The organism is Sphingopyxis granuli, from assembly GCF_001559015.1.
Taxonomy (GTDB): domain Bacteria; phylum Pseudomonadota; class Alphaproteobacteria; order Sphingomonadales; family Sphingomonadaceae; genus Sphingopyxis; species Sphingopyxis granuli.
This window is the reverse complement of record NZ_CP012199.1, coordinates 2,531,119-2,557,593: the sequence shown is the minus strand read 5'-3', so window position 1 is coordinate 2,557,593 and position 26,475 is coordinate 2,531,119. Positions and strand designations below refer to the sequence as shown.

Annotated in this window: 24 protein-coding genes and 2 pseudogenes; 13 read left to right on the top strand and 13 right to left on the bottom strand. The window is 66.7% G+C overall.

All coding sequences use genetic code 11. The annotated features are described in order from the left end of the window. Window positions 1–91 precede the first annotated feature (91 nt). Window positions 92–412 (top strand): annotated as a pseudogene (locus SGRAN_RS11850) (ATP-binding protein); the annotation flags it as partial. A gap of 238 nt (window positions 413–650) precedes the next feature. On the opposite strand, the gene SGRAN_RS11845 reads toward SGRAN_RS11850, so the two are convergent. Then, window positions 651–989, bottom strand: coding sequence for a hypothetical protein (locus SGRAN_RS11845; protein ID WP_067183873.1), 339 nt, complete (start codon window positions 987–989; stop codon window positions 651–653). Between SGRAN_RS11845 and SGRAN_RS11840 the strand changes: the two genes are divergently transcribed. Then, window positions 970–3,195, top strand: a complete 2,226-nt coding sequence (locus tag SGRAN_RS11840; RefSeq protein ID WP_148650863.1) for a M3 family metallopeptidase — start codon at window positions 970–972, stop codon at window positions 3,193–3,195. The genes SGRAN_RS11845 and SGRAN_RS11840 overlap by 20 nt on opposite strands. 21 nt (window positions 3,196–3,216) lie before the next feature. On the opposite strand, the gene SGRAN_RS11835 is transcribed toward SGRAN_RS11840, so the two are convergent. The 9 genes from SGRAN_RS11835 to ectA form a co-directional block, all read right to left on the bottom strand. After that, the gene (locus SGRAN_RS11835; protein WP_067183868.1) at window positions 3,217–4,173 is read right to left on the bottom strand and encodes a cation diffusion facilitator family transporter; all 957 of its coding nucleotides are present in this window, start codon (window positions 4,171–4,173) and stop codon (window positions 3,217–3,219) included. Window positions 4,174–4,182: 9 nt separating this feature from the next. Further along, a complete protein-coding gene (locus SGRAN_RS11830; protein ID WP_067187059.1) occupies window positions 4,183–6,564 on the bottom strand; it encodes a membrane-bound PQQ-dependent dehydrogenase, glucose/quinate/shikimate family in 2,382 nt (793 codons plus the stop codon). A gap of 151 nt (window positions 6,565–6,715) precedes the next feature. Continuing rightward, entirely contained in the window at window positions 6,716–8,065 is a 1,350-nt protein-coding gene (locus tag SGRAN_RS11825; protein WP_067183865.1) for an MFS transporter, read from the bottom strand. Next, the gene (locus SGRAN_RS11820) at window positions 8,062–9,300 is read right to left on the bottom strand and encodes an MFS transporter (protein WP_067183863.1); all 1,239 of its coding nucleotides are present in this window, start codon (window positions 9,298–9,300) and stop codon (window positions 8,062–8,064) included. The genes SGRAN_RS11825 and SGRAN_RS11820 overlap by 4 nt, the downstream gene beginning before the upstream one ends. A 10-nt stretch (window positions 9,301–9,310) precedes the next feature. Next, window positions 9,311–10,771: an aspartate kinase gene (locus tag SGRAN_RS11815; protein ID WP_067183861.1), complete on the bottom strand. Its 1,461-nt coding sequence runs from the start codon at window positions 10,769–10,771 to the stop codon at window positions 9,311–9,313. Continuing rightward, window positions 10,768–11,688, bottom strand: coding sequence for an ectoine hydroxylase (thpD, locus tag SGRAN_RS11810; protein ID WP_067183859.1), 921 nt, complete (start codon window positions 11,686–11,688; stop codon window positions 10,768–10,770). Before thpD ends, SGRAN_RS11815 begins: the two co-directional genes overlap by 4 nt. Window positions 11,689–11,718: 30 nt before the next feature. Next, window positions 11,719–12,120: an ectoine synthase gene (locus SGRAN_RS11805; protein ID WP_067110882.1), complete on the bottom strand. Its 402-nt coding sequence runs from the start codon at window positions 12,118–12,120 to the stop codon at window positions 11,719–11,721. Window positions 12,121–12,144: 24 nt separating this feature from the next. Further along, a complete protein-coding gene (ectB, locus tag SGRAN_RS11800; RefSeq protein WP_210434130.1) occupies window positions 12,145–13,449 on the bottom strand; it encodes a diaminobutyrate--2-oxoglutarate transaminase in 1,305 nt (434 codons plus the stop codon). Between the two features lie 2 nt (window positions 13,450–13,451). Then, entirely contained in the window at window positions 13,452–13,964 is a 513-nt protein-coding gene (ectA, locus tag SGRAN_RS11795) for a diaminobutyrate acetyltransferase (RefSeq protein ID WP_067187057.1), read from the bottom strand. A gap of 259 nt (window positions 13,965–14,223) precedes the next feature. Here ectA and SGRAN_RS11790 point away from each other — a divergent pair, with 259 nt between their 5' ends. The 8 genes and pseudogenes from SGRAN_RS11790 (at window position 14,224) to SGRAN_RS11750 (ending at window position 19,666) form a co-directional block, all read left to right on the top strand. Beyond that, on the top strand, window positions 14,224–14,718 hold the full coding sequence (locus SGRAN_RS11790; protein ID WP_067110876.1) for a MarR family winged helix-turn-helix transcriptional regulator: 495 nt from the start codon (window positions 14,224–14,226) through the stop codon (window positions 14,716–14,718). Between the two features lie 42 nt (window positions 14,719–14,760). Beyond that, a complete protein-coding gene (locus SGRAN_RS11785) occupies window positions 14,761–15,993 on the top strand; it encodes a glycosyltransferase family 4 protein (RefSeq protein ID WP_067183857.1) in 1,233 nt (410 codons plus the stop codon). 40 nt (window positions 15,994–16,033) lie between these two features. After that, window positions 16,034–16,564 carry a sigma-70 family RNA polymerase sigma factor gene (locus SGRAN_RS11780; protein ID WP_067183854.1) on the top strand — a complete coding sequence of 177 codons (531 nt, stop codon included), beginning with the start codon at window positions 16,034–16,036 and terminating at the stop codon, window positions 16,562–16,564. Next, window positions 16,557–17,276, top strand: a complete 720-nt coding sequence (locus SGRAN_RS11775; RefSeq protein ID WP_067183852.1) for an anti-sigma factor family protein — start codon at window positions 16,557–16,559, stop codon at window positions 17,274–17,276. Before SGRAN_RS11780 ends, SGRAN_RS11775 begins: the two co-directional genes overlap by 8 nt. Window positions 17,277–17,295: 19 nt before the next feature. Further along, the gene (locus tag SGRAN_RS11770; RefSeq protein WP_148650861.1) at window positions 17,296–17,643 is read left to right on the top strand and encodes a VanZ family protein; all 348 of its coding nucleotides are present in this window, start codon (window positions 17,296–17,298) and stop codon (window positions 17,641–17,643) included. 60 nt (window positions 17,644–17,703) lie between these two features. After that, complete coding sequence (locus tag SGRAN_RS11765) at window positions 17,704–18,474, top strand: DUF72 domain-containing protein (protein ID WP_067183847.1); 771 nt, start codon at window positions 17,704–17,706, stop codon at window positions 18,472–18,474. A gap of 75 nt (window positions 18,475–18,549) precedes the next feature. Next, on the top strand, window positions 18,550–18,819 hold the full coding sequence (locus SGRAN_RS11760) for a DUF6961 family protein (protein WP_067183845.1): 270 nt from the start codon (window positions 18,550–18,552) through the stop codon (window positions 18,817–18,819). A 75-nt stretch (window positions 18,820–18,894) separates the two neighbouring features. After that, window positions 18,895–19,666: pseudogene (locus SGRAN_RS11750) on the top strand (IS5 family transposase). Between the two features lie 13 nt (window positions 19,667–19,679). Here SGRAN_RS11750 and folK read toward each other — a convergent pair. The 3 genes from folK to SGRAN_RS11735 form a co-directional block, all read right to left on the bottom strand. Then, entirely contained in the window at window positions 19,680–20,240 is a 561-nt protein-coding gene (folK, locus tag SGRAN_RS11745; RefSeq protein ID WP_082737220.1) for a 2-amino-4-hydroxy-6-hydroxymethyldihydropteridine diphosphokinase, read from the bottom strand. 291 nt (window positions 20,241–20,531) lie between these two features. After that, the gene (locus SGRAN_RS11740) at window positions 20,532–21,008 is read right to left on the bottom strand and encodes an RNA pyrophosphohydrolase (RefSeq protein WP_067109955.1); all 477 of its coding nucleotides are present in this window, start codon (window positions 21,006–21,008) and stop codon (window positions 20,532–20,534) included. Continuing rightward, complete coding sequence (locus tag SGRAN_RS11735; protein ID WP_067109953.1) at window positions 21,005–21,946, bottom strand: alpha/beta hydrolase; 942 nt, start codon at window positions 21,944–21,946, stop codon at window positions 21,005–21,007. The genes SGRAN_RS11740 and SGRAN_RS11735 overlap by 4 nt, the downstream gene beginning before the upstream one ends. A gap of 194 nt (window positions 21,947–22,140) precedes the next feature. Here SGRAN_RS11735 and SGRAN_RS11730 point away from each other — a divergent pair, with 194 nt between their 5' ends. From SGRAN_RS11730 to SGRAN_RS11720, 3 genes are all read left to right on the top strand, one after another. After that, on the top strand, window positions 22,141–24,003 hold the full coding sequence (locus SGRAN_RS11730) for a 2-oxoacid:acceptor oxidoreductase subunit alpha (protein ID WP_067183838.1): 1,863 nt from the start codon (window positions 22,141–22,143) through the stop codon (window positions 24,001–24,003). A gap of 33 nt (window positions 24,004–24,036) precedes the next feature. Beyond that, window positions 24,037–25,074, top strand: coding sequence for a 2-oxoacid:ferredoxin oxidoreductase subunit beta (locus SGRAN_RS11725; RefSeq protein WP_067109946.1), 1,038 nt, complete (start codon window positions 24,037–24,039; stop codon window positions 25,072–25,074). Window positions 25,075–25,163: 89 nt separating this feature from the next. Continuing rightward, the gene (locus SGRAN_RS11720; RefSeq protein WP_067183836.1) at window positions 25,164–26,444 is read left to right on the top strand and encodes an SAM-dependent methyltransferase; all 1,281 of its coding nucleotides are present in this window, start codon (window positions 25,164–25,166) and stop codon (window positions 26,442–26,444) included. Window positions 26,445–26,475 lie beyond the last annotated feature (31 nt).

The window sequence follows — 26,475 nt, the reverse complement described above, 5'->3', positions numbered from 1 at the left end:
GTCTCCAGCGGTACCGCAAAGATTGGTCGTTCACGACGGTCTGCCGCCGTGCGGATGATGTCAGAGGCCCACAGGGGCATTTCGCCATAGAGTGGTGACACGCCTCGAAGAGGAGACCCGGATCGGCAAGGGCGGGACCCTGGCGGCACAGCTGTCGCGGCTCGACCTGATCGTGCTCGACGAGCTTGGTTATCTGCCGTTCGCCCGTTCGGGAGGGCAGTTGCTGTTCCACCTGGTCAGCAAGCTCTATGAGCGCACCAGCGTCATCATCACCACGAACCTAGCCTTCGGCGAGTGGCCTACCGTCTTCGGCGATCCCAAGATGACTACGGCGCTGCTCGACCGCGTCACCCACCACTGCGATATCATCGAGACGGGCAACGACAGCTGGCGCTTCAAAAACCGCAGCTGACCGCCATCTTCGGCGCCTTCAAAAATCTATCTTGCGCTGCGCGCGCCTCCGGTCGGGCTACGCCCGCCCTCCGCCGCACGCGGCGCAAGGCCATCCTCAACAAACCAGCATCATATCCGATAAGGGGGTCCCTCTTCGACGCCGATCGGGGGTCCCTTTTGCGCGCAGATTGACATGCTCGCGCTCTACACCGGACAGCGGGGCGCATATCGCGATCAGAAAAATGGGCGGCGACTGACTACTCAATCGCCGCCCTATTGGTGCCGCAGGTGTGGGGGGGGCTTGCGACACCGAACAGCGCCAGCGCCTTTTTGAGGTTGCCGATCGTCGGCCATGTGTCCCGATCGTCCGGGCGATATCCGGCCTCCATGCAGATGGCTACGGCAAAGACCACGATCCGCACCGCCTCCATCAGCAATTTGTTGAGGAACGGATCGTCGCCGTAGAGTGCCAGCACCTTGTCGAAATAGGCTCTGCGCGCGTGCGGGAAATCCGGATGGCGAAGGATCGATTCCGCGGACCAATAATCGACCTTGAAATGAGGGTCATGGGCTTTGGTGGAGCTGGCTGCGTTCACGCTCTTACTTTGCGATAATCGACGTCTATTGAGCGAAAAAGCGTGTAGGAGCTATGGATCGGAAAATATACGCAAAAATTTCCAGCGCCAGCCCGACCGGAGTGCGCTAGCGAGCCAGAAGGGAAATACGGGCGGACGGCGACGGGCGATGGAGCGGCTCCGCATCGAAGCCATTTCAAGGGGGAAGACCATCATGTCGATGCTGCGTTCGTTTGTGTTTCCACTCATGCTCAGCGGGACGGCGATGCCGGCGCTCGGCGCGGAGTATCAACCCGTGTCGGACCGCATCATCGGAGCTGTCAGCGCGGCGCCGAAGAGCGCCGCCGAGGTTACCGCGCAATGCGACACCCGTCTCGATGCGCTGGCGAGCCTGCGCGCGCGCGTCGAGGCGATGCCGCTGTCGACCGAGCCGCTGGATTTGCTCGCCGCCTATGACGACCTCTATAATCTCGCTTTCACCACCGCCTATACCGAACCGGGCGTCATCAAGGATACGAACCCCGATGCGGCGATCCGCAAGGCGGCCGAGGACTGTTTTCAACGCGCCAGCGCTGTGCTGGTCGATCTGGGCATGTCCCGGCCGATCTATGAACGCCTGCTGACGGTCGGAAAGGCGGATATTTCGCCCGCTCTGCGCTATATGGTGGACCGCCAGCTCGATTCCTACCGCCGCCTGGGCGTCGACAAGGACGCGGCGACGCGGGCGCGCATCGGCGAGCTCCAGAATGGCATCACCGCCGCATCGATCGAGTTCGAGGGGAATATCTCTGCCGACACCCGCACCGTCACGGCGACCCCCGAAGAGCTTGCGGGTATGCCGCCGGACTGGCTCGCGGCGCGTCCGGCCGGCGCGGACGGGTTGGTGCAGATCGGCATGAGCTATCCCGACGTCATGCCGCTGTTGCGCTATGCCGACCGCGCGGACGTGCGGAAGCGCGTGATGACGGCCTTCGCGAACCGCGCCTATCCGACCAACAACGCGGTGCTGCGGCGGCTCATCGACGATCGGGCCCAATTCGCCGGCCTGCTGGGCTATTCCGATTTCGCGGGCTACGACTTCGCCAATCGCATGGCGGAAAATCCCGGACGAGTGCAATCTTTTCTCGACGAGATCGACCGCGTGGCCCGGCCGATCGGCGAGGCCGAGGCGGGGCGGATGCTGGCCCGGTTGCACAAGGATGATCCGTCACTCGCCTCGCTCGGCTCCTGGAACAGCAGTTACGCCCTGCGGCTCATCCGCAAGGAGGATTATGCGGTCGATCCGGAGCAGGTCCGTCAATATTTCGCGTTCGACAAGGTCCAGGCCGGCATTCTCGACCTAACGCGCGATCTGTTCGGCGTCGAAATCAGGCCCTGGGCGACCGAGGTCTGGCATCCGGACGTCCGCGCCTTTGAAATGGTGCAGGACGGCGCGGTCATCGGCCGCTTCTACCTCGACATGCATCCGCGCGAAGGCAAGTTCACCCATGCCCAGATGGCGCCGCTGCGCTTCGGCATCAGGGACCGGGTGCTGCCGGTCGCGGTGCTCGAGACGAACTTTCCCAACGGGCTGATGGAGCATAGCGACGTCGTCACCTTCCTCCACGAATTCGGGCATCTGCTGCACTGGATCTTCGCCGGCGGGCAGGATTATGCAGCCCAGAATCCGATGGAGCTGGAGAATGACGTCATCGAGGCGCCATCGCAGCTGCTCGAGGAATGGGTGTGGGATTACGACACGTTGAAGCGGTTCGCGAGCAACGCGGCGGGTGAACCGATCCCGGCCGCTCTGGTGGAGAAGATGAACGTCAGCCGCCGTTTTGGGGAAGCGTTCGGGACGATGATGCAGCTCGGCTATGCCGGCGCCTCGCTTGCTTTCTATTCGGGCGTTCCCAAGGATCGCGATCTGGCCGCAGTCTATGACGAGGCCTATAATCGCTACGCTCTCGCTCCCGATCCCGAAGGCACGCATGGCTATGCCGCTTTCGGCCATCTCACCGGCTACGGCGCCTCCTATTACACCTATCAATGGTCCAAGGCGCTTTCGAGCGACCTACTGAGCGAGTTCCGCAAACATGGCCTGCGCGATCCGGCCACAGCGAAGCGCTACCGCGATCTCATCCTCGCCCCCGGCGGGTCGGCCTCGATGAATCAGCTCGCCAGGAATTTCCTTGGCCGCGATTGGACGGTGGACGCTTATCGGGCGGAACTGCAACTGGGCAGATAGCGGGCACGCCGACCGCCGGATTCAGGCCTTGGGGCGCGGCTGAAGGACCGCGTCGCGGCGCTTTTCGGGGCGGATGTAGATCGAACTGATTTCCGGTGACGCGGCCTTCAGTTCGGCCTCGATCTCCTCGATCAGGCGCTCGCCGTCTCCCATCGTCAGCGCATCCTCGAAATCGGCGCTGACCGCCACGAAGATCGAATCGGGCGCCGTGTGGATGGTACGGACATGGTTGACGGCGCTGATCTCGCGTCGCCGCTCGACGATCCGCCAGATCATCGCGATCAGTGCCGGATCGGCGGCTTCGCCGATCAGAAGCTCCTTCGATTCGCGCGCGAGCAGCGCGGCGACCGCTGCCAGGATCAGGCCGATCAGGATCGAGGCCACCCCGTCGATCCGCGCGTCGCCCGTCGCATGACTCAGCCAGACGCCGGCCGCCGCGATGACCAGCCCGGCCAGCGCCGCGCTGTCCTCGAACAGCACGATGAAGCCGGCGGGGTCCTTCGACCGCCGGATCGCCTGCCACCAGCCCAACCCGTTGCGACCGGCGTCGAACTGGCGCACCGCGATTGTCCACGATGCCCCCTCGAGCAGGAAGGCGACCCCGAGGACGATATAGTTGATCGTCGGGTCGCGCAGCGGTTCGGGCGCGGCGATATGTGTCCAGCCCTCATAGATCGAAATGCCCGCACCAACCGCGAAGATCAGGATCGCGACGACGAACGCCCAGAAATAGAGTTCGCGGCCATAGCCGAAGGGATGTTGATCGTCGGGCGCCCGCTTCGCCCGCGCCTGGCCGTAAAGGAGCAGAAGCTGGTTGCCGCTGTCGACAAGCGAGTGCACGCCTTCGGACAGCATCGACGACGAACCGCTGATCGCCGCCGCGACGAACTTCGCGGCGGCGATGCCGAGATTGGCGAACAGCGCTCCGTAAAGGACGATGTTCGCCTTGATGTGTCCGATGCGCGGACCGTCGGCCATGGCGGCGGATTACGGCAAGGCGTAGGCGACGACCTCGTCGCCGATCGGGGTCTCCATGAAATGATGGCCGCCGGCATAGATGACGACATATTGCCTGCCATTCGCTTCATAGGTCATCGGCGTTGCCTGCCCGCCCGCGGGCAGCACGTTGGACCAGACGGTCTTGCCGGTGGCGAGGTCGATCGCACGGATCAGATTGTCGGTCGCGGCGGCGATGAAGATCAGCCCGCTTGCGGTGACCACCGCGCCGCCGTTGTTCGGCGTCCCGATCGTCACCGGCAGCATCGACGGGATGCCGAACGGCCCGTTGGTGCGCGCGGTGCCCAGCGGACGGTCCCAGATCGTCTTGCCGGTCGCGATATCGATCGCGCGGATGCCGCCATAGGGCGGCTGCTTGCACAGCATGCCGGTAAAGGGCAGGCGCCAGCCCGCATTGACGTCGATCGCATAGGGCGTCCCGGCCTGCGGATCGCCGGCGCCTTCGGGGCCGCCGATCTCGCCGCGGGCCTGGTCGCGTGGCGCCCACCCCCTTTTGTCGGCCTCGGCGCGGGGGACGAGGCGGACATAGTTGGGCATGTCGTTATAGTTCGCGACGATCACGCCGCGCACCGGATCGACCGCGACGCCGCCCCAGTCGGTGCCGCCATTATAGCCCGGATATTCGATCGAGCGGCCATCGCTCGTCGGCGGGGTGAAGAAACCCTTGTAGCTCGCCTTGCGGAACTGGATGCGGCAGATCATCTGATCGATCGGCGACATGCCCCACATGTCGCGCTCGGTCAGGTCCGGCTTGCGCAGTGTATGCCACAGCGACACGATCTGCGTCGGCGACCGCTCGGCGGGCTCGACCCCGCCGCCGGGCGCCTTGATCGTGCCGACCGGGGTCAGCGGCTGGCCGGTGCGCCGGTCGAGCACATAGACGTCGCCCTGCTTCGACGGCAGGATCAGTGCGGGGACCGTCCCGCCCGCGCTCCGATAGTCGATCAGCGTCGCCTGCGCGCCGAAGTCATAGTCCCAGACGTCCTTCTTCACCGCCTGAAAGCGCCAGCGCGGCTTGCCCGTCGTCACGTCGAGCGCGACGAGCGAGGTCGCATAGTCGTTCTCGGCCGGGCGGCGCAGGCTCGAATAATAATCGGCGGCGGCATTGCCCATCGGCAGGTAGACGAGGCCGAGCTGCTCGTCGCCCGACGCGATCGTCCACATGTTCGGCGTGCCGCGCGCCCATGTCTGTCCCGGCGGCGGATAGCCGTCCCAGTCGGGGTGCATCATGTCCCACGCCCATTGGAGCTTGCCGGTGACCGCGTCGAAGCCGCGGATCACGCCCGACGGCGCCCAGCGGTCCTGCCCGTCGAGCACCTGGTGCCCGGTGACCACCACGCCGCGCACGATGGTCGGCGGCGAGTTGATCGAGACATAGCCCGGCGGCGTGTCGCCCATGCCGATCTTGGTATCGACCTGGCCGTTGGCGCCGAAATCCTGACACGGCCGCCCCGTCGCGGCGTCGAGCGCGAACAGCCGCGCGTCGAGCGTGCCGAAGATGATCCGCCGCGCACACGCCTGTTCGGCGGCGGCGCCGGGCACGGCATAATAGCTCACGCCGCGGCAGGCGGCGGTATAGGGGATCGCATCGTCGGACACCTTGGGGTCGAACCGCCAGCGCTGCTTGCCGGTCGCGGGGTCGAGCGACAGGACGATATTCTTCGGCGTGCAGACATACAGGCTGTCGCCCACCTTCAGCGGCGTATTCTCCGCGCCATAGGTGCCGCGCACCCGCTTCGACGAGGGCAGGTCGCCGGTATGGATCGTCCACGCGCGCTTCAGCTTGCCGACATTGGCCGGGGTGATCTGGGCCAGCGGCGAATAGCGCCGCGCGCTGTAGGTACCGCCATAGGCGGGCCAGTCGGCACCGGCCTGCATCGGCGCGGGATCGGTCATCGTCCAGCGCGGGCCGGGAAGCGGCTGCAGCGGCCGCGCGTTGTTGAGCCAGCCGAGCATCGCGCTGCCCGCCGCGCAGAGCAGGATAACCATGGCGCTGCTCGCCAGCGCGAGCCGCCAGCGGTGCGGGCGGACCGACAGCGTCGCCATCGCGAACAGGACGAGGACCAGCAGCACGACCGGTGCGACGACCCGCGGCACGAGCGCCCAGCCATTGCCCCCGACCTCCCAGAAGGCCCAGAGCAGGGTGAAGAAGACGACGGCGACATAAATCCAGCCGCCGAGCATCCGCCCGCGCATCAGCAGCAGACCGGAGGCGAGCATTGCGACGCCGGTCACCAGATAATAGGCCGATCCGCCGAGCGCGGCGAGCCAGACGCCGCCGATCAGCAGGACCAGCGCGATGAACGCGATGATCAGTCCGGCGATCAGGGTCAGGAGCGGGGCGGGGAACATCTGGCGTAGCCGATTCATCGCCATATCCTTCACTGTCGGGGCGGATGCGCCCTGCGGTGCAACGCACTGCCTCGACGAACGATGCATCGCTGGCTCGAGATTTGCCTCGGGAATGGAGGATCGCGGCAGGCCCGGCCGATCCGCGATGGAGCTAGCGGTCGATCACCGATACCGGTCGCGCGAACGGATCGTTGCGCAGCGAGCTGCCCGCCGTCTCGGGCATGAAGCGCAGCGCGGCGAGCCCGATCAGGCACGACAGGATCATGTAATAGGCGGGCATGAGCTGGTCGCCCGTCCAGCCGATCAGCGCGCTGCCGATCGCCGGGGCGGTGCCGCCGAAGATCGAGGTCGAGACATTATAGGCGATCGCGAAGCCCGCGAAGCGCACCGGGGTCGGGAACAGCGCGGGAAAGGTCGCCGAGATGGTCGCGAGCTGCGGAACATAGAGCAGGCCGAGCAGGATGAAGGCGATGGTGGCGCCAGCAAGGCCCGTGCCCATCAGCATGTAGAGCGGCACCACGCCGATCAGCAGGCCGATCAGCGAGACGCGCCACATCGGCCGCCGCCCGACGCGATCCGACAGCGCGCCGGCGAAGGGCAGGAACAGCATCATGAAGAACATGCCGACGATCGGCACGATCAGCGCCTCGTCGGGCGACAGGCCGATGCGCCGCTGGAGATAGGTGGGCATATAGCTGAGCAGCGTATAGTTGACGACGTTCAGCGCGACGACGAGCCCGCCGACGACGAGCAGCGGGCGCCAGTGATCGCGCATCAGCGTGCCGAGCCCGGAGGCTTGCCGGGCTTCGGCAACGACGCATTCCTCCAGGAAGATCGGCGTGTCTTCCATCCGCGAGCGCAGATAGGTGCCGATCAGCCCCAGGGGCGCGGCGATCAGGAAGGGGATGCGCCAGCCCCAGTCGTGCATCGCCGCGTCGCCGAGCGTCAGCGAGAAGATCAGCATCAGCGAAGCGCCGAGCGAGAAGCCCGCGAGCGTGCCGAATTCGAGGAAGCTGCCGAAGAAGCCGCGGCGGTCGTCGGGCGCATATTCGGCCATGAAGGTCGCCGCGCCGCCATATTCGCCGCCGGTCGAAAAGCCCTGGATCATGCGCAGGACGATCAGCAGCGTCGGCGCCCAGAAGCCGATGCGGTCATAGGATGGGATCAGCCCGACGCACAGCGTCGCGCCCGCCATCATCAGGATGGTGAGCGCGAGCACCGACTTGCGCCCGATCCGGTCGCCGAGCGGCCCCCAGAACAGGCCGCCCAGCGGCCGCACGAGAAAGGAGATGGCGAAGGTCGCGAGCGCGAACAATATCGCCTCGTCGGTATCGCCCGGGAACAGCGCTGCCGAGATATAGGTGACGCCATAGGCATAGATGCCGTAGTCGAACCATTCGGTCGCATTGCCGAGCGCCGAGGCGGCGATCGCGCGGCGCAGCGTCGAGGGGTCGCTGCTGGATGGCGCGCAGGCGGGTTGCGCGAGGGTTTGCGTGGTCATGTCATCACCTGTTGTTGCGGGTCGGCGGCGGGATCGAGCAGCGCGGCGGTCGGGGTCGTGCGCGGCAGGATCTGGAAATCCTGCTGCGCCTCGCCGGGCACCGCGTCGGTCACCGCGAGGCGCCAGAGGCCGAAGGCGAGCATCGCGCCGGCTGCGAGCGCGATGAAGAGGAAAAGGCCGCCAGCGCCCGCGAGCGTCATCGCCGCCGCGCCGCCGATCGGGCCGAGCGCGGCGCCGACCGAATAGAGGAGGACGAGTTGCCCGCTTGCGGTCACGCGCTCCGACGGCAGCAGCCGGTCGTTGGCGTGCGCGACGCTGAGCGGATAGAGCGCGAAACCGAGCCCGCCGAAGGCGAAGCCGAGCGCGAGCAGCAGCGCGCCCGACGGCTGCATCGCCAGCGCGACGCTGACCGCCAGCGTCAGCGCGAAGCCGCCGACGATCACGCGGCGGCGGTCGTAGCGGTCGGACAGGTGCCCGAGCGGCCATTGCAGCGCCACCCCGCCGAGGATCACGACCATCATGAAGGTCGCGGTCGCTGCGAGGCTGAGCCCGAGCCGCCGCGCATAGATGGCGGCGAGGCCGTAGAAGGCGCCGAGCAGCAGTCCGGTGATCCCGGCGCCGACGACGCCGAGCGGCGAGGCGGCGAACAGGCGGCGGAGCGGCAGCGACGCGGCTTCCGTCAGCGCCGGGGCGGTGCTGCGCGTCAGGCAGATCGGGATGATCGCGAGCGAGATCAGGATCGAGGCGAGTTCGAACGGCACCTGCGGCGCCGTGCTGCCCGAACGGAGCAGCAACTGGCCGATCGCCTGCCCCGAATAGAGGGCGACCATGTAGGACGCGAGCACCGTGCCGCGCGTATCGGGCTCGGCGCGGTCGTTGAGCCAGCTTTCGAGGCAGACGAAGACCCCCGCGACGCAGACGCCGTCGATCAGGCGCAACGCGCCCCACAGCAATGGCTGCTGGACCAGCGCATAGGCAAGGGTGCTGGCCGAAAGCAACGCAACGAACGCCGCAAAGGACCGGATATGCCCCACCCCCCGCACCACGCCCCCGGCGCGCAGCGCACCGATCACGAGTCCGCCGAAATAGGCGGTCGCGACGAGGCCGATGACCATCGTGCCGCTGCCCTCGCGTTCGAGCCGCAGGCCGATCAGCGTCGACAGAAAGCCGCTGCCCGCCATCATCACGAAGATGGCGATCAGCAGGCTGCGGACCGGGCGGATCGAGGCGAGCATAGGCGGCGCGTCAGGCGGCGCGCCGATCCTCCGCTGACGCAGCCTTGTCCTCGACCAGCGCCCCATCCTCGACCAACACCTTGTGCAGTGCGCGCACCGCGGTATCGAAATCGCGCGGCGCGACGAGGAACTGCACGTCAACGTTGCGGATTTGGTGCTGCATCGCGATCATCGGCACCCCCGCCGCGTCGAGCGCGCGCAGCGCCTCGGTGACGAGGCCGGGGCGCGAGATGTCGCTGCCGATCACCGACACCATCGCGACCGGCTGCGTGGTGATCGACGCGTCGGGATATTGGTCCTGCAACTCGGCGGCCGCCCTGTTCACCGTGGCGGCGTTCGCCGACAGATAATGGGTGATGGTGTTGGCGTTCGACGATTTGCTGACGATCCACAGCTTGTGGCGGGTCAGCGCGGCAAGGATCGCGGCATCATACCCCTTCACCCCGACCATGTCCTGCTCGAAGAATTGCAGCGCCTGCATCTGGCGCAGCCCGGTGACGATCTCGACGCGCGGGACGTCGGAGACATAGTCGCCGGTGACGAGCGTCCCCGCATCCTCGCGGTCGAAACTGTTGCGGACGCGCAGCGAAATGCCCGACTGGCGCAGTCCGCGCCCCGCGCCCGGATGGATCGCCTCCATGCCCAGATTGGCGAGCTGGTCGGCGACGTCATAATTGGTGCGCCCGATCTTGCGCGCCCGCCGCTCGCCGACCAGCTTCGGGTCGGCGCTCGACAGGTGAAACTCCTTGTGGATGATCGCCTCGCGCGCGCCGGTCAGGACGGCAATGCGCGAAAAGGTCATTTCGGTGTAGCCGCGCGCATAGCGCCGCACCATGCCGCCCTCGCAGCCGGCATAGCCGGTGACGATCGGCAGGGTGGTGCGAAGGTCGATCGCCGCGAACGCCTCTTCGATCCGCGCGTCGAGGCTGCGCACGTCGTCCTCGTCCCACAGCGTCAGGTCGACGAAGCGCGCGTTGACATCCCGGTCGCGGAGCAGCAGCGCGGTGCTGTGCGCGCTGTGTGCCTCGCCGATCCCGGCGAGCAGTTCGCGCACCGTCACGAACTGGTCCTTCAGGCTGAATCGCCCATGGCTGCGCAGCCGCGCGAGGTCGTCGAGGCAGGCGGCGACGGCATCGACCCGCGCATCGACGAAGCGGTCGGCTTCGGCACGGCTTTCGGGCCGCGCGAACATCTCCGCATTGCGCGCGCGCATCGCCGCGCGCACCCGCTCCATCGCCGCGCGCCACGCTCCGGCATCGTCGTCGTCGACGAAATGGCCATAGACGCCGGGTTCGCCGCTCTTCTTGTTTTCGAGCAGCAGGTCGGTCATCCCGGCATAGGCGGAGACGACGAAGATGCGGTTATAGAGGTCGCCGCCCGAACGTCCCGCGATCAGCACATTGTCGAACAGGGTCGCGGTCGCGGCCATCGAGGTGCCGCCGACCTTCTCGACGCTATGATGCCCCCTCATGCCGGCACCGCTTCGACGAGCGTGCCCGACGCGATCGTCAGCGGCTCGGGCTCGCCGCGATGGGCCAGGAACCAAGGCCGCGGCTTGTCGACGCCGAACGGCTTTTCCAGCCGGTTGCTGACCGCGTTATAGACGAGGAAGGCGTTGGCGCGGGGGAAGGGCGTGATGTTGCCGTTCGATCCGTGCATCAGGTTACAATCGAACAGGATGACGGTGCCGGGCTTGCCGGTCGGCGCGACGATGCCATGATCGTGCGCCAGTTCGGCGAGGTGGTCCTCGTCGGGCACGCCATATTCCTGTTTTTTGAGCGAACTCAGATAATGGTCGTCGGGCGTCTCGCCGACGCAGGTCAGATAGGATCGGTGCGACCCCGGAATGACCATCAGCGGTCCGTTGTGCGGCGTGTTCTCGGCGAGCAGCACCGACATCGACAGCGCGCGCATCCGCGGCATGCCGTCCTCGACATGCCACGTCTCGAAATCGCTGTGCCAATAGAATTCCTTGCCCTTGAAACCCGGTTTGTAGTTGAGGCGCGACTGGTGGATGTAAACCTCGTCGCCGAGCAGGAAGCGCGCAACGTCGGCGAGCCGCGCGTCGGACGCGAGCCGCGCCATCGCGTCGCTCTGGCGGTGAATCTCGAAGATCGAGCGGATCTCGCGGCTCTGCGGCTCGGCGACGATCGTCTCCGCGTCGAGCGCGGCGGGATCGGCGAGCAGCTTGCTCGCCGCCCCCTGCAGATGCGCGACCTCGGCGTCCGAGAAGACGCCTTCGAGGACGAGATAGCCGTCGCGGTCGAACCGGGCGGCCTGCGCCTCGCTGATCGGCGCATCCGGGTTCCAGTCGCCATGGACGACGGGGTCGAGACGCGGCAGCAGTTCGGCGCTCGCCGCGTGCCGCGATGGGTAGAGGTCTTTCACGGGACGTCCCCCTGCTGATGATGGATGGATTCAGTCGGCGGCGACGAGATCGGCCTCGGCCGGATAGGCGCCATTCTCGTCATGCACTTCCTTGCCGGTGACCGGCGGGTTGAAGACGCACGCGGTCAATATGTCGGTCTCGGGCCGCACGACGTGCCGGTCGTGGTCGTTGAGCGCATACATGACGCCGGGCTGCAGCCTGTGGATTTCGCCGGTCGCGAGATCCTCGATCGTCCCGGTGCCCTTGAGGACGAGCACGGCTTCGAGGTGGTTCTGATAGTGCATCTTCAATTCCTCGCCGGCGAACATCGTCGTGACGTGGAAGGAAAAGCCCATATCGTCGTCCTTGAGCAGCAGGCGGGCGCTGACCCAGCCGTTCGAGCGGACGTTGCGATCCGATTTGCGGATATCGCCGAGATTGCGGATGAGCATGGATGTGTCTCCTGTTGATGAGGCCTATTCGGCGGCGACGGCGAAATCGTCGGCCATCGCCTCGCGCAGGCTCGTTTCGAGAATGTCGAGGCCGCCCGCGAGCAGCGCGTCGTCGATGATAAGCGGGGCGAGGATCTTGATGACCTCGCCGTGCGCGCCGCTGGTCTCGATGATCAGACCTGCATCGAAACAGGCGGCGGTCACCGCGTCGGCAAGCTCGCCCGATCCGACATTGATGCCGCGCATCATGCCGCGACCGCGGGTCTCGAAGCCATGCTCGGCGGCCATCGCATCGAGCCGCGCCGCGAGCAGGTCGCCGCGTCGCGCGATATCCGCCGTGAAGGCCCCGTCGCTCCAGAAATGGCGCAGTGCGGCGGTGGCGGTGACGAAGGCGTGGTTGTTGCCGCGAAAGGTGCCGTTATGCTCGCCCGGCGACCATTGGTCGAATTCGGGCCGGAACAGCGTCAGCGCAAAGGGCAGCCCCATGCCCGACAGCGACTTGGCCTGGGTGACGATGTCGGGCGTGAAACCCATCCCTTCAAAGCTGAAGAAGGAGCCGGTTCGCCCACAGCCGGCCTGGATGTCGTCGACGATCAGCAGCGCGCCATGCGCTTTCGCCAGCGCGGCGATGCGGCGCAGCCATTCGGGCGATGCGGTGTTGAGGCCGCCCTCGCCCTGTACCGTTTCGACGAGGATCGCGGCGGGGGCGTCGAGGCCGCTCGACGGGTCGGCGAGCCGCTGCGCGAGCAGGTCGGCGGTATCGACTTCGGGCCCGTGATAGCCGTCATAGGGTTCGTGGCTGACGTGGGACAGCGGCACGCCCGCGCCGCCGCGCTTCGCGGCATTGCCGGTGCAGGCGAGCGCGCCCAGCGTCATGCCGTGAAAGCCATTGGTGAAGGCGACGACCATCTCGCGCCCCGTGACCTTGCGCGCGAGCTTGATCGCCGCCTCGACCGCGTTAGTGCCGGTCGGGCCCGTGAACATCGCGCGATAGTCGAGCCCGCGCGGCTTCAGGATCAGCGCCTCATAGGTTTCGAGGAAGGCCGCCTTCGCGTCGGTGTGAAGGTCGAGGCCGTGAGCGATGCCGTCGCCGCCGATATAGTCGAGCAGCGCCTGCTTCAGGATCGGATGGTTGTGTCCATAGTTGAGCGTCGAGCAGCCCGACAGGAAATCGAGATAGCGGCCGCCGCGATTGTCGTGCATCCACACGCCCGCCGCCTTGCCGAACTGGCGCGGCATCGACCGGGCATAGCTGCGGACCCCCGATTCACGGCGCTCATAGATGCTCCTGTCCGGAATCGCGCCGGACGGTTGAGGTGTCATGGTCATGATTATCCCTGTGCTTGCTGAAACTTGCTGCGATCGATCGGGCCGATGCGGGCCTGATATTCGGTGGCGTGCGCACCGGCGAAATGGGTCTGGTTGTCGAACAGGACGCTGCGCTCGAACGGCGCATCCCAGGCGCGCGCGAGGCCGCGAAAGAGCGCCCACGAGGCATCATTGTCGTCGGTGACGGTCGTCGTCAGATGCGTTGCATCCTGCTGCGCCGGACGGGCGAGCAATGCCCCGATCATCCGGCTGGCGAGTCCTTTCCCGCGCCCCTCAACCGCGACCGCCACCTGCCACACGAAAAAGGCGTGCGGGTCGGACGGCGGGCGGTGGCCGGACACCCAGCCGACGATCCGGCCGTCCTTTTCCGCCACGATGCACTGATCGGCGAAATGTGCGCACTGGATGAGGTTGCAATAGGCGGAATTGCGATCGAGTGGCGGGCAGCGCGCGATCAGGGCGGTGATCGCCGGTCCGTCTTCGGCAACCGGTCTGCGCAGTTGCAGACCCGGCATCGATGCCGGCGCCGCGTCCGACACAGGCCTCAAGGGCAAGGATTCATTATTCTGGCGTTGATCCAGTATCGTTCATCTCCTGAAATATATTTCGGAGTCGCATGAAAAATTGCGAGTGGGGATGCGCAAAAACATACGCATTATTGAGAAGCGATCAACCCCTGTGGGGAAAAATGGTTCATAAAACGAAATATATTTGTGCGCATTCATCGGGAAGAATGGGATTGGTACCGCCCCTCCGTGCCGCTAACAGGGGCGAATGCAGACCGAGATTGCGAATGCGACCCTGAAGGCCTTGCGGCGTATCCTGCGCGCGACCGATCGTGGGAGCCGCAAGCTGGCAGCGGCGACCGGCCTGACCCCGTCGCAACTGCTCGTCCTGCGCGAGGTCGAGGCGCGGGAAGAGGTCACGCCGGGAACGATCGCCCAGCGGCTCCAGTTCAGCCACGCCACGATCACGGCCATCACCGACCGGCTCGTCGCCCTCGGCCTCGTGACGCGGCGGCGCAGCGAGCGGGACAAGCGGCAGATATTCCTGGATGCGACCGCGGAGGGGCGGCAGCGGCTCGCCGATGCGCCGGATGCGCTGCAGGAAATCTTCGCGCATCGCTTCGCCGCGCTGCCGTCGTGGGAACAGGCGATGATCCTCGCGAGTACCGAGCGGCTGGCGGCGCTTCTGGGCGCCGCGGATATCGACGCCGCGCCGCTGCTCGACACCGGGCTGATCGACCGGGAGGGAACCGGCGCTCCATAGATCGGGCGAGAGCCGATGGAATAACCGGGCCGCGACAGGCGTATGCCTGGCATGTCCGGCATTTTATCACGTTCCTCTCCCTTGCTTGTCCATCCGCGGTCCACGCGGGCCGCTCCCTTGCGGATCGCCTTGTTTTCCGGAAATTATGATTGCGTTCGCGATGGCGCCAACCGCGCCCTGAACCGTCTGGTGGACCATCTTCTGCGCCAGGCTGGCGCGCAGGTGCGCATCTATTCGCCGACGGCTCCGCAAAAGGCTTTCGCTTCGGTCGGCGACGTCGTGTCGGTCCGCTCGGCCTGCATTCCCGGGCGCCCCGAATATCGGCTCGCGCTCGGCTTCACGCGCGCGGCCCGCGCGGACATGGAGGCTTTTGCACCCGACATCGTCCACCTGTCCGCGCCCGACATTCTCGGTCGGCAGGCCCAGAAGTATGCGCGGGCCGCCGGCATCCCGGTGGTGGCGAGCCTGCACACCCGGTTCGAAACCTATCTCGACTATTATCGCCTCGGCTTCCTGCGGCGGCCCGTCGTCGATTATCTGGCGCGTTTCTACGGCGACAGCGATCACATCCTCGCGCCGACGCCGCCGATCCGCGACGAGATGGCCAGCCGCTTCGGCGATCGGAAGGTCTCGATATGGTCGCGCGGGGTCGACCGCGCGATGTTTCATCCGGCGCTGCGGAGCGAGGCGCTGCGTGCCCGGCTGGGCTACAAGCCGGACGAGATCGTGCCGCTGTTCTTCGGCCGGCTGGTGCTCGAAAAGGGGCTCGGCCTGTTCGCCGAGACGATCGCCCGACTGCGGTCGCAGGGGTTGGCGGTGCGCCCGATGATCGTCGGCGACGGTCCGGCGCGCGACTGGATCGCGCGCCGTTTGCCCAACGCGACCTTCATGGGCCTGCTCGAAGGAAGCGAACTGGGCCAGGCGGTGGCGAGCGCCGATCTTCTCATCAACCCCAGCGTCACCGAAGCCTTCGGAAACGTCAATCTGGAGGCGATGGCGTCCGGCCTCGGCGTGGTGTCGGCCGATGTCGCGAGCGCGTCGGCGCTGATCGATCACGAACGGACCGGCCTGCTAGTGCCGGCGCGCGACGCCGGGGCCTATGCGGCCGCGGCGGCGCGGCTCATCGGCGAGCCGGCCCGCCTTCGCCTGCTGGGCCGCGCGGCGAGCGACGCGGCCGACCGCTTCCGCTGGGACGAGATACTGGCGGAGGTCGCGCGCGTCTATGAGCGCGTCGCGCGCCGCGAATCCGTTCCGACCTTGGCGAAAGTCGCCTGACGATGGCGAAACCGGTGCTTTTGGTGCATATGAGCCCGCGATGACCGATCGCCATGAAGACGACGATATCGCCGGCGAGCTGGCTGCGATGCGACGCTATGCTCGCGCGCTGGCGCGCGATCACCACGACGCCGACGACGTGGTGCAGGACGCCGTCGTTCGCGCGATCGAGCGCGATGCTGGTTACAAGCGGGGCCGGAGCCGCCGGCGCTGGCTGCTCGCGATCGTTCACAACGTCTTCGTTTCCGGGCTCCGGCGGCGGGCGGCCGAGCGACGGCGCGACGACCGCTTCGCCGAGACGCTGGTCGCCCATTCGGACGCGGCGCAGGAACATCACGCCCGGCTAACTGATATCGCGCGCTGCTTCGCGGCGCTGCCCGAGCATCAGCGCGCGGTGCTGCACCTGACCGCGGTCGAGGGGCTGAGCTATCAGGAATGCGCCGACCTGCTGGATGTTCCGGTCGGGACGGTGATGTCGCGGCTCGCCCGGGCGCGCACGGCGCTTCGCGAACTGGACGAGCAGCCGGTCCCGACGACCGCGCTGCGCATCGTGGGAGGGCGGGGTGACTGACGGACCGAGCGATATGGAGATCGATGCCTATATCGACGGCGAGCTCGATGTCGAAGGCCGTTTCGCGGTCGAGGACTATCTGCGCCGCCATCCCGAAAAGGCAGCGGCGGTTCTGGGCGACATGGGGCGGCGCAGCGCGTTGCAACTCCTCGCGCGCGGCCGGCAGCCGGTGCCGGCGCATCTGATCGAGGCGGCGCGCTCGCTTTCCGCCGCACCCGCGTGGCGCCGGCTCTGGGCGCCGCTGGGCGGGCTGGCGGCCGCGGGAATGGCAGCGCTGGTGCTGACGATCGTTATCCGCACGCCGCCTGCCTATGTCGACGATGCGCTGACCTCGCACCGTGTCGCCCTTTTGCGCGCGGCGATGGATTCGCAGGTCGAGGCGCCGCGCTTCAACGCGCAGGAAATCCGCCGCGCGACCAACATCGCCGTGCCCGCGGTTCCGGAGGACTGGACGGTCACCGACGTACAGCTCTTTCCGACGGAGCGGGGCCCCGCGCTGCTGATGGCGGTGCAGACGCAGGAGGGCGACCGGCTTTCCATCTTCCTGCAGCGCCGGAAGAACGGGGCGCCCGAACAGCCCGACGCGATCCGCGAGGGCGCGCAGTCGGTCGCCTATTGGCGGCGCGGGGACATGTCCTACGCGCTGGTCGGCGAAAGCGAACCTGGCGAGATGGACGCGAGGGCGGAAGTGCTTGCACGCACATGGTCCTGATGCGGTATAGGGCGGCCGTATGGATCGATTGTTCAGGCTCTTCTTCTGGCTGGCGCTGCTCGTCACGCTCTGGTTCGCATGGTCTCCGCAACCCCCCATGCTGATCGAGAGCGACAAATCGCAGCATATGCTGGCTTTCGTGGTGCTGACCCTGCTGTTCTTCCTGGCCTATCCCGCCGTCCGCTGGTTCTGGATCCTCGCGGCGCTGGCGGCGCTTGGCGCGTTGATCGAGTTCGTGCAGTCGGTGCCGACGCTGCACCGCGACGGCGACATCGGCGACTGGTATGCCGACCTCGCCGCGATTGCGCTGACCATCGCGCTTTGCGTCGCGGTTCGGAAATTCGCCCGAAGGGAACGGGCGGGATAAAGCCTTCGACGAGGGCCGCCGACACCGGAACGCCCGCTCCGCAAGGGCGTTGGGAGACACATGTCGGTCAGGATCGGAACGGCGGGCTGGAGCATCGCGGCGCGCTACGCCGACGCTTTTCCCCACGAAGGCTTCGCGCTCGAACGCTATGCCGCGCGGCTTTCGTGCGTGGAGGTCAATTCATCCTTCTACCGATCCCACCGTCCCGAGACATGGTCGCGATGGGGCGCCATCGTGCCGCGCGATTTCCGCTTTTCGGTCAAGGTGCCCCGCACGATCACCCATGAAAGGGCGCTGGCCGATTGCGGCGACCCGATCGCGAAGCTGCTCGACGAGACGGCCGGTCTTGGCGACAAGCTGGGCGTGCTGCTCGTTCAGTTGCCGCCGAAGCTCGTCTTCGATTCCGCTATTGCCGAAGCCTTCTTTCACCAGCTTACCGCCGCGTCGGCGGCTCGCGTGGTGTGCGAACCACGGCATGCAAGCTGGTTCGCGGCCGAGGCCGACGACCTGCTCGCCAGCCTGCGGATCGCGCGGGTCGCCGCCGATCCCGCCCGGGTTCCTGCGGCGGCGATGCCCGGCGGATGGCGCGGCTTTTCCTATTGGCGGCTGCACGGGTCGCCGGTCGTCTATCATTCGCCCTATGGAGCCGATCGGCTGAAAGCCTATGGCGCGCAGCTCGTGCAGGCGGAATCGACGGCGCCGGCGTGGTGCATATTCGACAATACGGCGTCCTTCGCCGCACTGGGCGATGCGCTCGCGCTCGAAAGTCTGCTTTCGGCCGATAGCGCGCTGCGCGAAACTGACGGGCTCGCACCGCGCGTGCGTTCCTAACCTTTGTTATGGAAGCCATTGCGAGCGGTCCATATCGTCCTTGCAGCCCACAGGCATAGACAATGGAGTCGCGATATGGGAGCCAATGCCGATCATGACCTGTGGGGCCAGGCGCTCGCGTTCGAAAGCCGTTATGGCGACGATGCGCCGCGGATCATCGCCGGCAAGATCGAGCAGTTCAAGGCATCCGGCGAAGTGGCCGAAGCCGATTTCTGGGCCCAGGTTGCCGAGTGCCTGACCGATCTGCACGCGATCCGCTATCAGGGATATGCGACACCCAGGGAGGTGCCGCTGGACCCGACCATCGTCGCGCCCGCTCCGAACGGTTCACCTTCCGGAGCCTAGGTTTCGTTTACATTCAGGATTTCCATTGGCGCAGGATTGTGATTCAAGCTGCTGGCTGTTTGGAGGTCGGCATGGATGGATCGACAGGAAGTAAGCGACGCGCTTTGGGAGCGGATTGAACCTCATTTGCCGGGCAAGGCAGGCGATCCTGGCCGGACGGGCCGAGACAATCGGCTGTTTGTCGAGGCGGTCTTGTGGCTGGCGCGGTCGGGAGCGCATTGGCGCGTTCTGCCGAAGGAGTTCGGGCGCTGGCACACGGTGTATCAGCGGTTCAACCGCTGGTGCCGCAATGGGGTCTGGGAACGGCTTTTTGCGGCGCTGAGCGATGATGCCGACTTCGAGTACATCCTCGTCGACAGCACCATCGTGCGGGCGCATCAGCATAGTGCCGGTGCCCCAAAAAAGCGATCGATCCGAAGATCGGTTTGAAGCTCACGCGCTGGGCCGATCAAAAGGCGGCCTGAGCACCAAAATCCATGCTGCTACCGACGCTTTGGGTAACCCGGTCCGCTTCCTCCTGACAGGCGGAGAGCGCAACGACATCACCCAGATCGAAGGCCTGCTCGACGGATTGCAGGCCAGACATGTTCTCGCGGACAAGGGATATGACGGGCAGCGCGCCATGGACGCCATCGCCGCCAGCGGCGCAAAACCAGTCGTCCCGCGGCGCCGAACAACCGCGCAATGGCGCAGCTTCGACTCCCATCTCTACAAAGAACGTAATCTCATCGAACGCTTCTTCAACAAGATCAAACACTTCCGACGCATCGCAACCCGATACGACAAGCTCGCCAGAAACTACGCTGGCTTCCTCAATCTCGTCGCAGCCATCAAATGTGCCGCGTGAATGTAAACGAAACCTAGTCCCCCGACCGTCCGCCGGCCGCGTGCGCCTGTGTCTTGCGGTCGATGGGCCTCGGGCGTTCGAGTCTTCGCAGCAATTGGCGGATGCTGTGCTGCGCCAGCGGATGGCGCCAGCGCGGCGCGATCGTCGTCAGGGGACGCAGCACGAAAAGGCGCCGCGCCATCTCTGGATGCGGGATGGTCAGCGCCGCGTCGCTCCACGCCCCGCCCGACCAGAGCAGGATATCGAGGTCGAGCGTCCGCGCGCTCCAGCGCTGGCCCTTGCGGCGCCCGAAGGCCGCCTCGATCGCCTTCAGTCGATCGAGCATTTCGGGCGGGCTGAGCGGCGACGCGACGAGCGCGACCGCATTGGCGTAGCGCCGCCGCGACGGGCCGAGCGGTGCGCTGGCGATGATCGCACTTGCGTCGACCGGCTCGATCCCGACGCTCTCCATCGCGGCGAGCGCGGCCAGCAGCACCCGCCGCGGATCGCCATGGCGCGCATGGCGACGGTTCGACCCGAGCCCGATGGCATAGAGCGCCAGCGGCTCGGGAACATGGGATGGCGCGTCGCGCATGCGGCGGCGCCTATCGCAAGCGGCCGGCAATTGTAAGCCTGGTGTGAAATCCGTGGGGTGCGCCCTTGGTGCACCCTATCCGAGTCACCGTCCCGGGCGCAGATCAAGGCTTGTGGGGATTCGGGTTTTGGCGCGCTGCCTCATCCGTTCGTCATGCTGAACTCGTTTCAGCATCCATGGCCGGACCTCCCCTTTTACGCCGCCTTTCGGGTGAGGGCAGACCATGGACCCTGAAACAAGTTCAGGGTGACGAGAGGGAGAAACCGCGCCGAAACCGTATCCCCACAGAATCTAAACGAGCGGGCGGAACTCCTCGACCACGGCGCGATAGAGCGCGCGCTTGAACGGGACGATCAGCCTTTCGAGCTCGTCGAGCTCGGCCCAGCGCCACGCGCGGAATTCCTGATGGGGGGTGACGATATGGACGTCGGCATCCTCGCCCATGAAGCGCATCAGGAACCAGTTCTGGCGCTGCCCGCGATAGCGGCCGCCCCACACCGTGCCGATCAGATCGTCGGGAAGGTCGTAGAGATGCTCGGTCCGGCTGCGCGCGATGATGTCGACCAGCCCCGCGTGGACGCCCGTTTCCTCCTCGAGCTCGCGCAGCGCCGCGGCTTCGGCATCCTCGCCGGGGTCGATGCCGCCCTGCGGCATCTGCCAGGCGTCGGCGCTCGAATCGATCCGCTGGCCGACGAAGATGCGGCCGGTCCGATTGGCCAGCATCACCCCCGCGCAGGGGCGATAGGGCAGGGCGCCGGCGTCGCTCATGCCGTCTGTTCGGCCACGATCGCCTTGAGGACGGTCAGGTTGCCGCGAATATCGTCCCTGGCGCTCGGAACGCCCTGCGAAAGGCAGATATAGCCGTGGATGGTGCCCGCCGCCTCGCGATAGGTCGTGGGCACGCCCGCCTCGATCAGCTTGGCGGCATAGGCACGGCCCTGGTCGCGCAGCGGGTCGAGGCCCGCGGTGACGAGCAGCGTCGGCGGCAGGCCTTCGGCAGGGAAGTTCAGCGGCGCGGCGCGGTAATCGTCCTCGACCCACTGATACTGGTCGCCGAACCAGGTCATGCCGGCTTCGGTCAGCAAATGGCCTTCCTTGAAATCGCGGTAGCTCTGCCAGTCGTTGTGGGTCGACACGGCCGGATAGATGGGATGGATGGCGATCACCGGTTTCGACGCCGGCCGATCGCGCAGCGACAGCGCCGTGACGATGGTCAGGTTGCCGCCCGCGCTGTCGCCCGACAGGACCAGGCCGGTGCAGGGAAAATTGTCGGCGACCCAGCGTGTCGCGGCTTCGCAATCCTCGGGCGCGGCGGGGAAGGGGTGTTCCGGAGCCAGGCGGTAATCGACCGCGATCACCGGCATGTCGAGGATGCGCGCCGCCTCCGCGCAATAGGGATCGTGGGTTTCGAGATCGCCGATCACGAAGCCGCCGCCGTGATAGAAGACCATCACCGGCCCCGCTTCGCGGTCGGGGCGGTCGTCGTAGATGCGGATCGGAATCGCGCCTGCCGGCCCCGGGATGGTGCGATCCTCGACCTTGGCGATGGCGCCGCGCGGGACGTCGGCAAGCTGCCCCATCGCGCGCATCATCCCGCGCGCGCCCTCCGGCGGCAGTTCCTCCATCTTCGGGCCCTCCTGCGCGTTCAGGAAGGCGAGAAAACCCGCCACATCGGGGCGGACATAGGGGGTGGTGCCGTCGGTCATCCTGTCGATCCCTTGCTTGTGGTCTGCGCAAGCTATTCGGCATCGCCGCGGATAATTCAATGGCATTTGACAACTGGTTTTGGAATGGCGGGTGCGCGGCTGCTTGGCCGCCGACAATTTTTTCTCAATTGCGGCTTGGCGCGGACGAGCCTAGGCCGAATCACGGTTCGCAGGTTTTGAAGGCAGAAGATAGAATGGCGACAGCGGTAGCGGACGAGGCGGCAGCACCCGAGTCCTCCCTTTCCGATGCGGTGGTGGTGCGTTTCGCGGGCGACTCGGGCGACGGGATGCAGCTCACGGGGGGGCAGTTCACGCTTTCGACCGCGCTGGCCGGAAACGATCTGGCGACTTTCCCCGACTTTCCCGCCGAAATCCGCGCGCCGCAGGGCACGCTGTTCGGCGTTTCGGCTTTCCAGATCAATTTCGGGTCGAGCGAGATCACGACCGCGGGCGACGCGCCCGACGTGCTCGTCGCGATGAACCCCGCGGCGCTCAAGACCAATGTCCCCCAGCTCAAGCCCGGCGGGCTGATCATCGCCGACGAGGGCGAGTTCAACGACCGCAACCTCGCCAAGGCGAAATATGACGCGAACCCGCTCGAGGACGGCAGCCTCGCCAAATGGCAGCTCCTCAAGCTCAACATCAGCCAGGCGACGATGGACGCGGTCAAGCCCTTCGGGCTCGGCAACAAGGAAGCGCTGCGCTGCAAGAACATGTGGACGCTGGGGCTGGCGCTCTGGATGTTCGACCGCGACCGCCAGCCGCTGATCGAATGGCTCAAGGCGAAGTTCGCCAAGGACCCCAATCTCGCCGACGCCAATATCGCGGCGCTCAACGCGGGCCACGCCTTCGGCGAGACGGCCGAGCTGTCGGGGCCGCTCAAGCAGCATCACGTCGCGCCGGCGCCCGTCGCACCGGGCCTCTATCGCACGCTGACGGGGGCCGAGGCGATCGCGCTCGGCCTCGTTGCGGGCGCGCAGCTTGCGAAGCTGCCGATGTTCTTCGGCGGCTATCCGATCACGCCTGCGTCGGCGATCCTCCACCATCTGTCGCGGCTCAAGGAATATGACGTCACGACCTTTCAGGCCGAGGACGAAATCGCCGCCATCTGCTCAGCGATCGGTGCCAGCTATGGCGGTTCGCTCGGCGTGACCAGTTCGTCGGGGCCGGGTATCGCGCTCAAGGGCGAGGCGATGGGGCTCGCGATCATGACCGAGCTGCCGCTGGTCATCGTCAATTCGCAGCGCGGCGGCCCCTCGACCGGCCTGCCGACCAAGACCGAGCAATCCGACCTCTATCAGGCGGTCTATGGCCGCAACGGCGACGCGCCGATGCCGGTGATCGCCGCGCGCTCGCCGGGCGACGCCTTCGAATGCGCGATCGAGGCGTGCCGCATCGCGACGCAATATATGACGCCGGTGATGCTGCTGACCGACGGCTACATCGCCAATGCCGCCGAACCGTGGAAGGTCCCCGACCTGACCGCTTACGAGGCGTTCCCGGTCGAGTTCCTGACCGAAGTGCCGGAGGGCGGATTCAAGCCCTATGGCCGCGACGAAAAGCTGGCGCGCCCGTGGGTGAAGCCGGGAACGCCCGGCCTGCTCCATCGCATCGGCGGGATCGAGAAGGAGGTCGACACCGGCCACCTCAACTATCAGCCCGCCAACCATCAGGCGATGACCGACCTGCGCAAGACGAAGATCGACGGGGTCAAGGTTCCCGACCAGATCGTCGAACTCGGCGCCGAGGGCGGCCGGCTCGCGGTCGTCGGCTGGGGATCGACCTATGGCCCGATCCACCAGGCGGTGCGCCGCAAGCGCGCCGAAGGGGCGGACGTCAGCCACATCCATATCCGCCACATCTGGCCGCTACCTGCGAACCTTGGCGAACTGCTCAAGAGCTACGACCGGGTCATCGTGCCGGAGATGAACACCGGCCAGCTCAAGACGGTGCTCCGCGACCAGTATCTGGTCGACGCGAAACCGGTGAACAAGGTATCGGGCCAGCCCTTCCGCATCGCCGAGATCGAAGCCGCCATCGAGGAGGCGCTGGGCTGACGCGAAAGCGTCGTTGCCCCGAGAGGAAACAGCATGAACGAGATGACCACCATCGCCCGCACCACGACGCTCAAGGACTGGGAGACCGATCAGGAGGTCCGCTGGTGCCCCGGCTGCGGCGACTATGCGATCCTGAAGGCGGTGCAGCGCACGCTGCCCGACATCGGCGCGGTGCCGGAGAATACGGTGTTCATCAGCGGTATCGGCTGTTCGTCGCGCTTTCCCTATTATGTCGAAAGCTATGGTTTCCACACGATCCACGGCCGCGCGCCGGCGTTCGCGACGGGGCTGAAGCTCGCCAATCCGGACCTCGATGTGTGGATCATCACCGGCGACGGCGACGGGCTGTCGATCGGCGGCAACCACACGATGCACGTCATCCGCCGCAATCTCGACTGCCAGATCATGCTGTTCAACAACGAGATTTACGGCCTGACCAAGGGGCAATATTCGCCGACGAGCCGCGTCGGGACGAACAGCCCCTCGACCCCCTTCGGTTCGATCGACCGCCCGGCGCAGCCCTGTGCCTTCGCGCTCGGCGCGGGGGCGCGCTTCGTCGCGCGCGGCTTCGACGTGTCGAAGGAGCTGCCGAACGTGCTGAAGGCCGCGCACGCCCACAAGGGCGCGGCCTTTATCGAGATTTTTCAGAACTGTATCGTCTATAACAAGGACGTGTTCGAGGATTTCGCCGCGCCCAAGGGGGCGGAGGACCGCCAACTCTGGCTGAAGCATGGCGAGCCGATGCTGTTCGCCAAGGGCGCCAAGGGGATTGCGCTCGACCATGCGGCGCTGACGCTCAAGGTCGTCGACGTGGTCGACGGCGACTGGCAGGCGGCGGGGGTGATCGTCCACGACGTCACCAACCGCAGCGTCGCGCACATGCTGGTCGAAATGCGCTTCGGCGAGTTCCCGATGGCGCTCGGCGTCCTCTACGACGACCCGCGCCCGACCTTCGAGGCCGATGTTTGGCGCCAGAACGAGGCGGCGGCCGCGGGCAAGACGGCCGACCTCCAGGGGCTGCTCAAGAAGGGGCAGACCTGGACGGTGAAGGAAGGCGGACCCGACCTTTAGGTTCCGCCATGTACGGTGCCGGACCCTGATGTCATGGCGCCGCGCGACAGGCGATTGTCTTGCGCGCCGCTTTGCGGCACACAAGGTCTATGAACACGCATGTCAGGAAGGCGCGCGGCGAGAGGCTGCTGGGGGCGGAGCGTTCGTTCCGCTCCGGCGGGCTCGCGGCGCGGCTGATCCGGCACGCGCCCGCCGCCTTCTTCCACCGCCAGCTCGACCGCATCGACGCGGGGCTCGACCATGGCGCGATCGAGGGGCATCTGCCCGACGGCAGCGTCCGCATGCTGGGTGGCCGCGGCAAGGGACCGGTCGCGGTCGTCCATGTGCAGAGCTGGTCCGCGCTGGTTCGCCTTGCGCTCTCGGGCTCGGTGGGCTGGTATCGCGCATGGGATCGCGGCGAATGGTCGTCGGTCGACCCGGTGCCGCTGTTCGATCTGTTCATGCGCAACGCGGAGTCGCTGGGCCGGGTGGCCCGCGCGCGCGGACCATGGCGCTGGATCAATCGCGCCGCGCATTTCCTCAATCGCAACAGCCGCCGCGGCGCGCGCCGCAACATCCTCGCGCATTACGATCTCGGCAATGATTTCTACCGCCTGTGGCTCGACGAGGGGCTGAACTATTCGAGCGCGCTGTTCACCGACGCCGCGCAGACGCTGGAGGAGGCGCAGGCGGCGAAGGTCGATGCGATCCTCGACCGGCTCGACCTGCGGTCGGGCAGCCGCCTGCTCGAGATCGGCTGCGGCTGGGGCGCGCTGGCCGAGCGCGCGGTCGAGCGGCACGACGTCCTCTACACCGGCATCACGCTGTCGCCGGCGCAGGCGGAGGTCGCCGCCGCGCGGCTGGCCGCGGTCGACCTGTCGGACCGCTCGCGCATCGCCCTGTGCGACTATCGCGACATGACCGGCGCGTTCGATGCGATCGCGAGCGTCGAGATGGTCGAGGCGGTGGGGCAGGCCTATTGGCCCGCCTATCTCGACACGATCGCGCGGCTGCTGCGGCCCGGGGGGAAGGCGGCGATCCAGTACATCGCGATCAACGACGCGCTGTTCGAGCGCTATGCCGCCAGCAGCGATTTCATTCAGGCCCACATTTTTCCCGGCGGCTGCCTGATCTCGGAAAGCCGCTTCCGGGCGCTCGCCGAAGCGCGCGGGCTGGCGTGGCGCGACGTCCGGCGGTTCGGCGGCGACTATGCCGAAACGCTGCGCGAATGGCGCGCGCGCTTCGACGCGGCGGTCGGCGACGGGCGCCTGCCCGCCGGTTTCGACGACCGCTTCGTCGGCCTGTGGCGCTATTATCTGCAATATTGCGAGGGCGGTTTCCGTGGCGGCGGCATCGACGTCGCGCAGGTCACGCTCGAAAAGGCGGGCTGAAAAAGAGGAAGAAGGGGAGCGGATTTGCGAC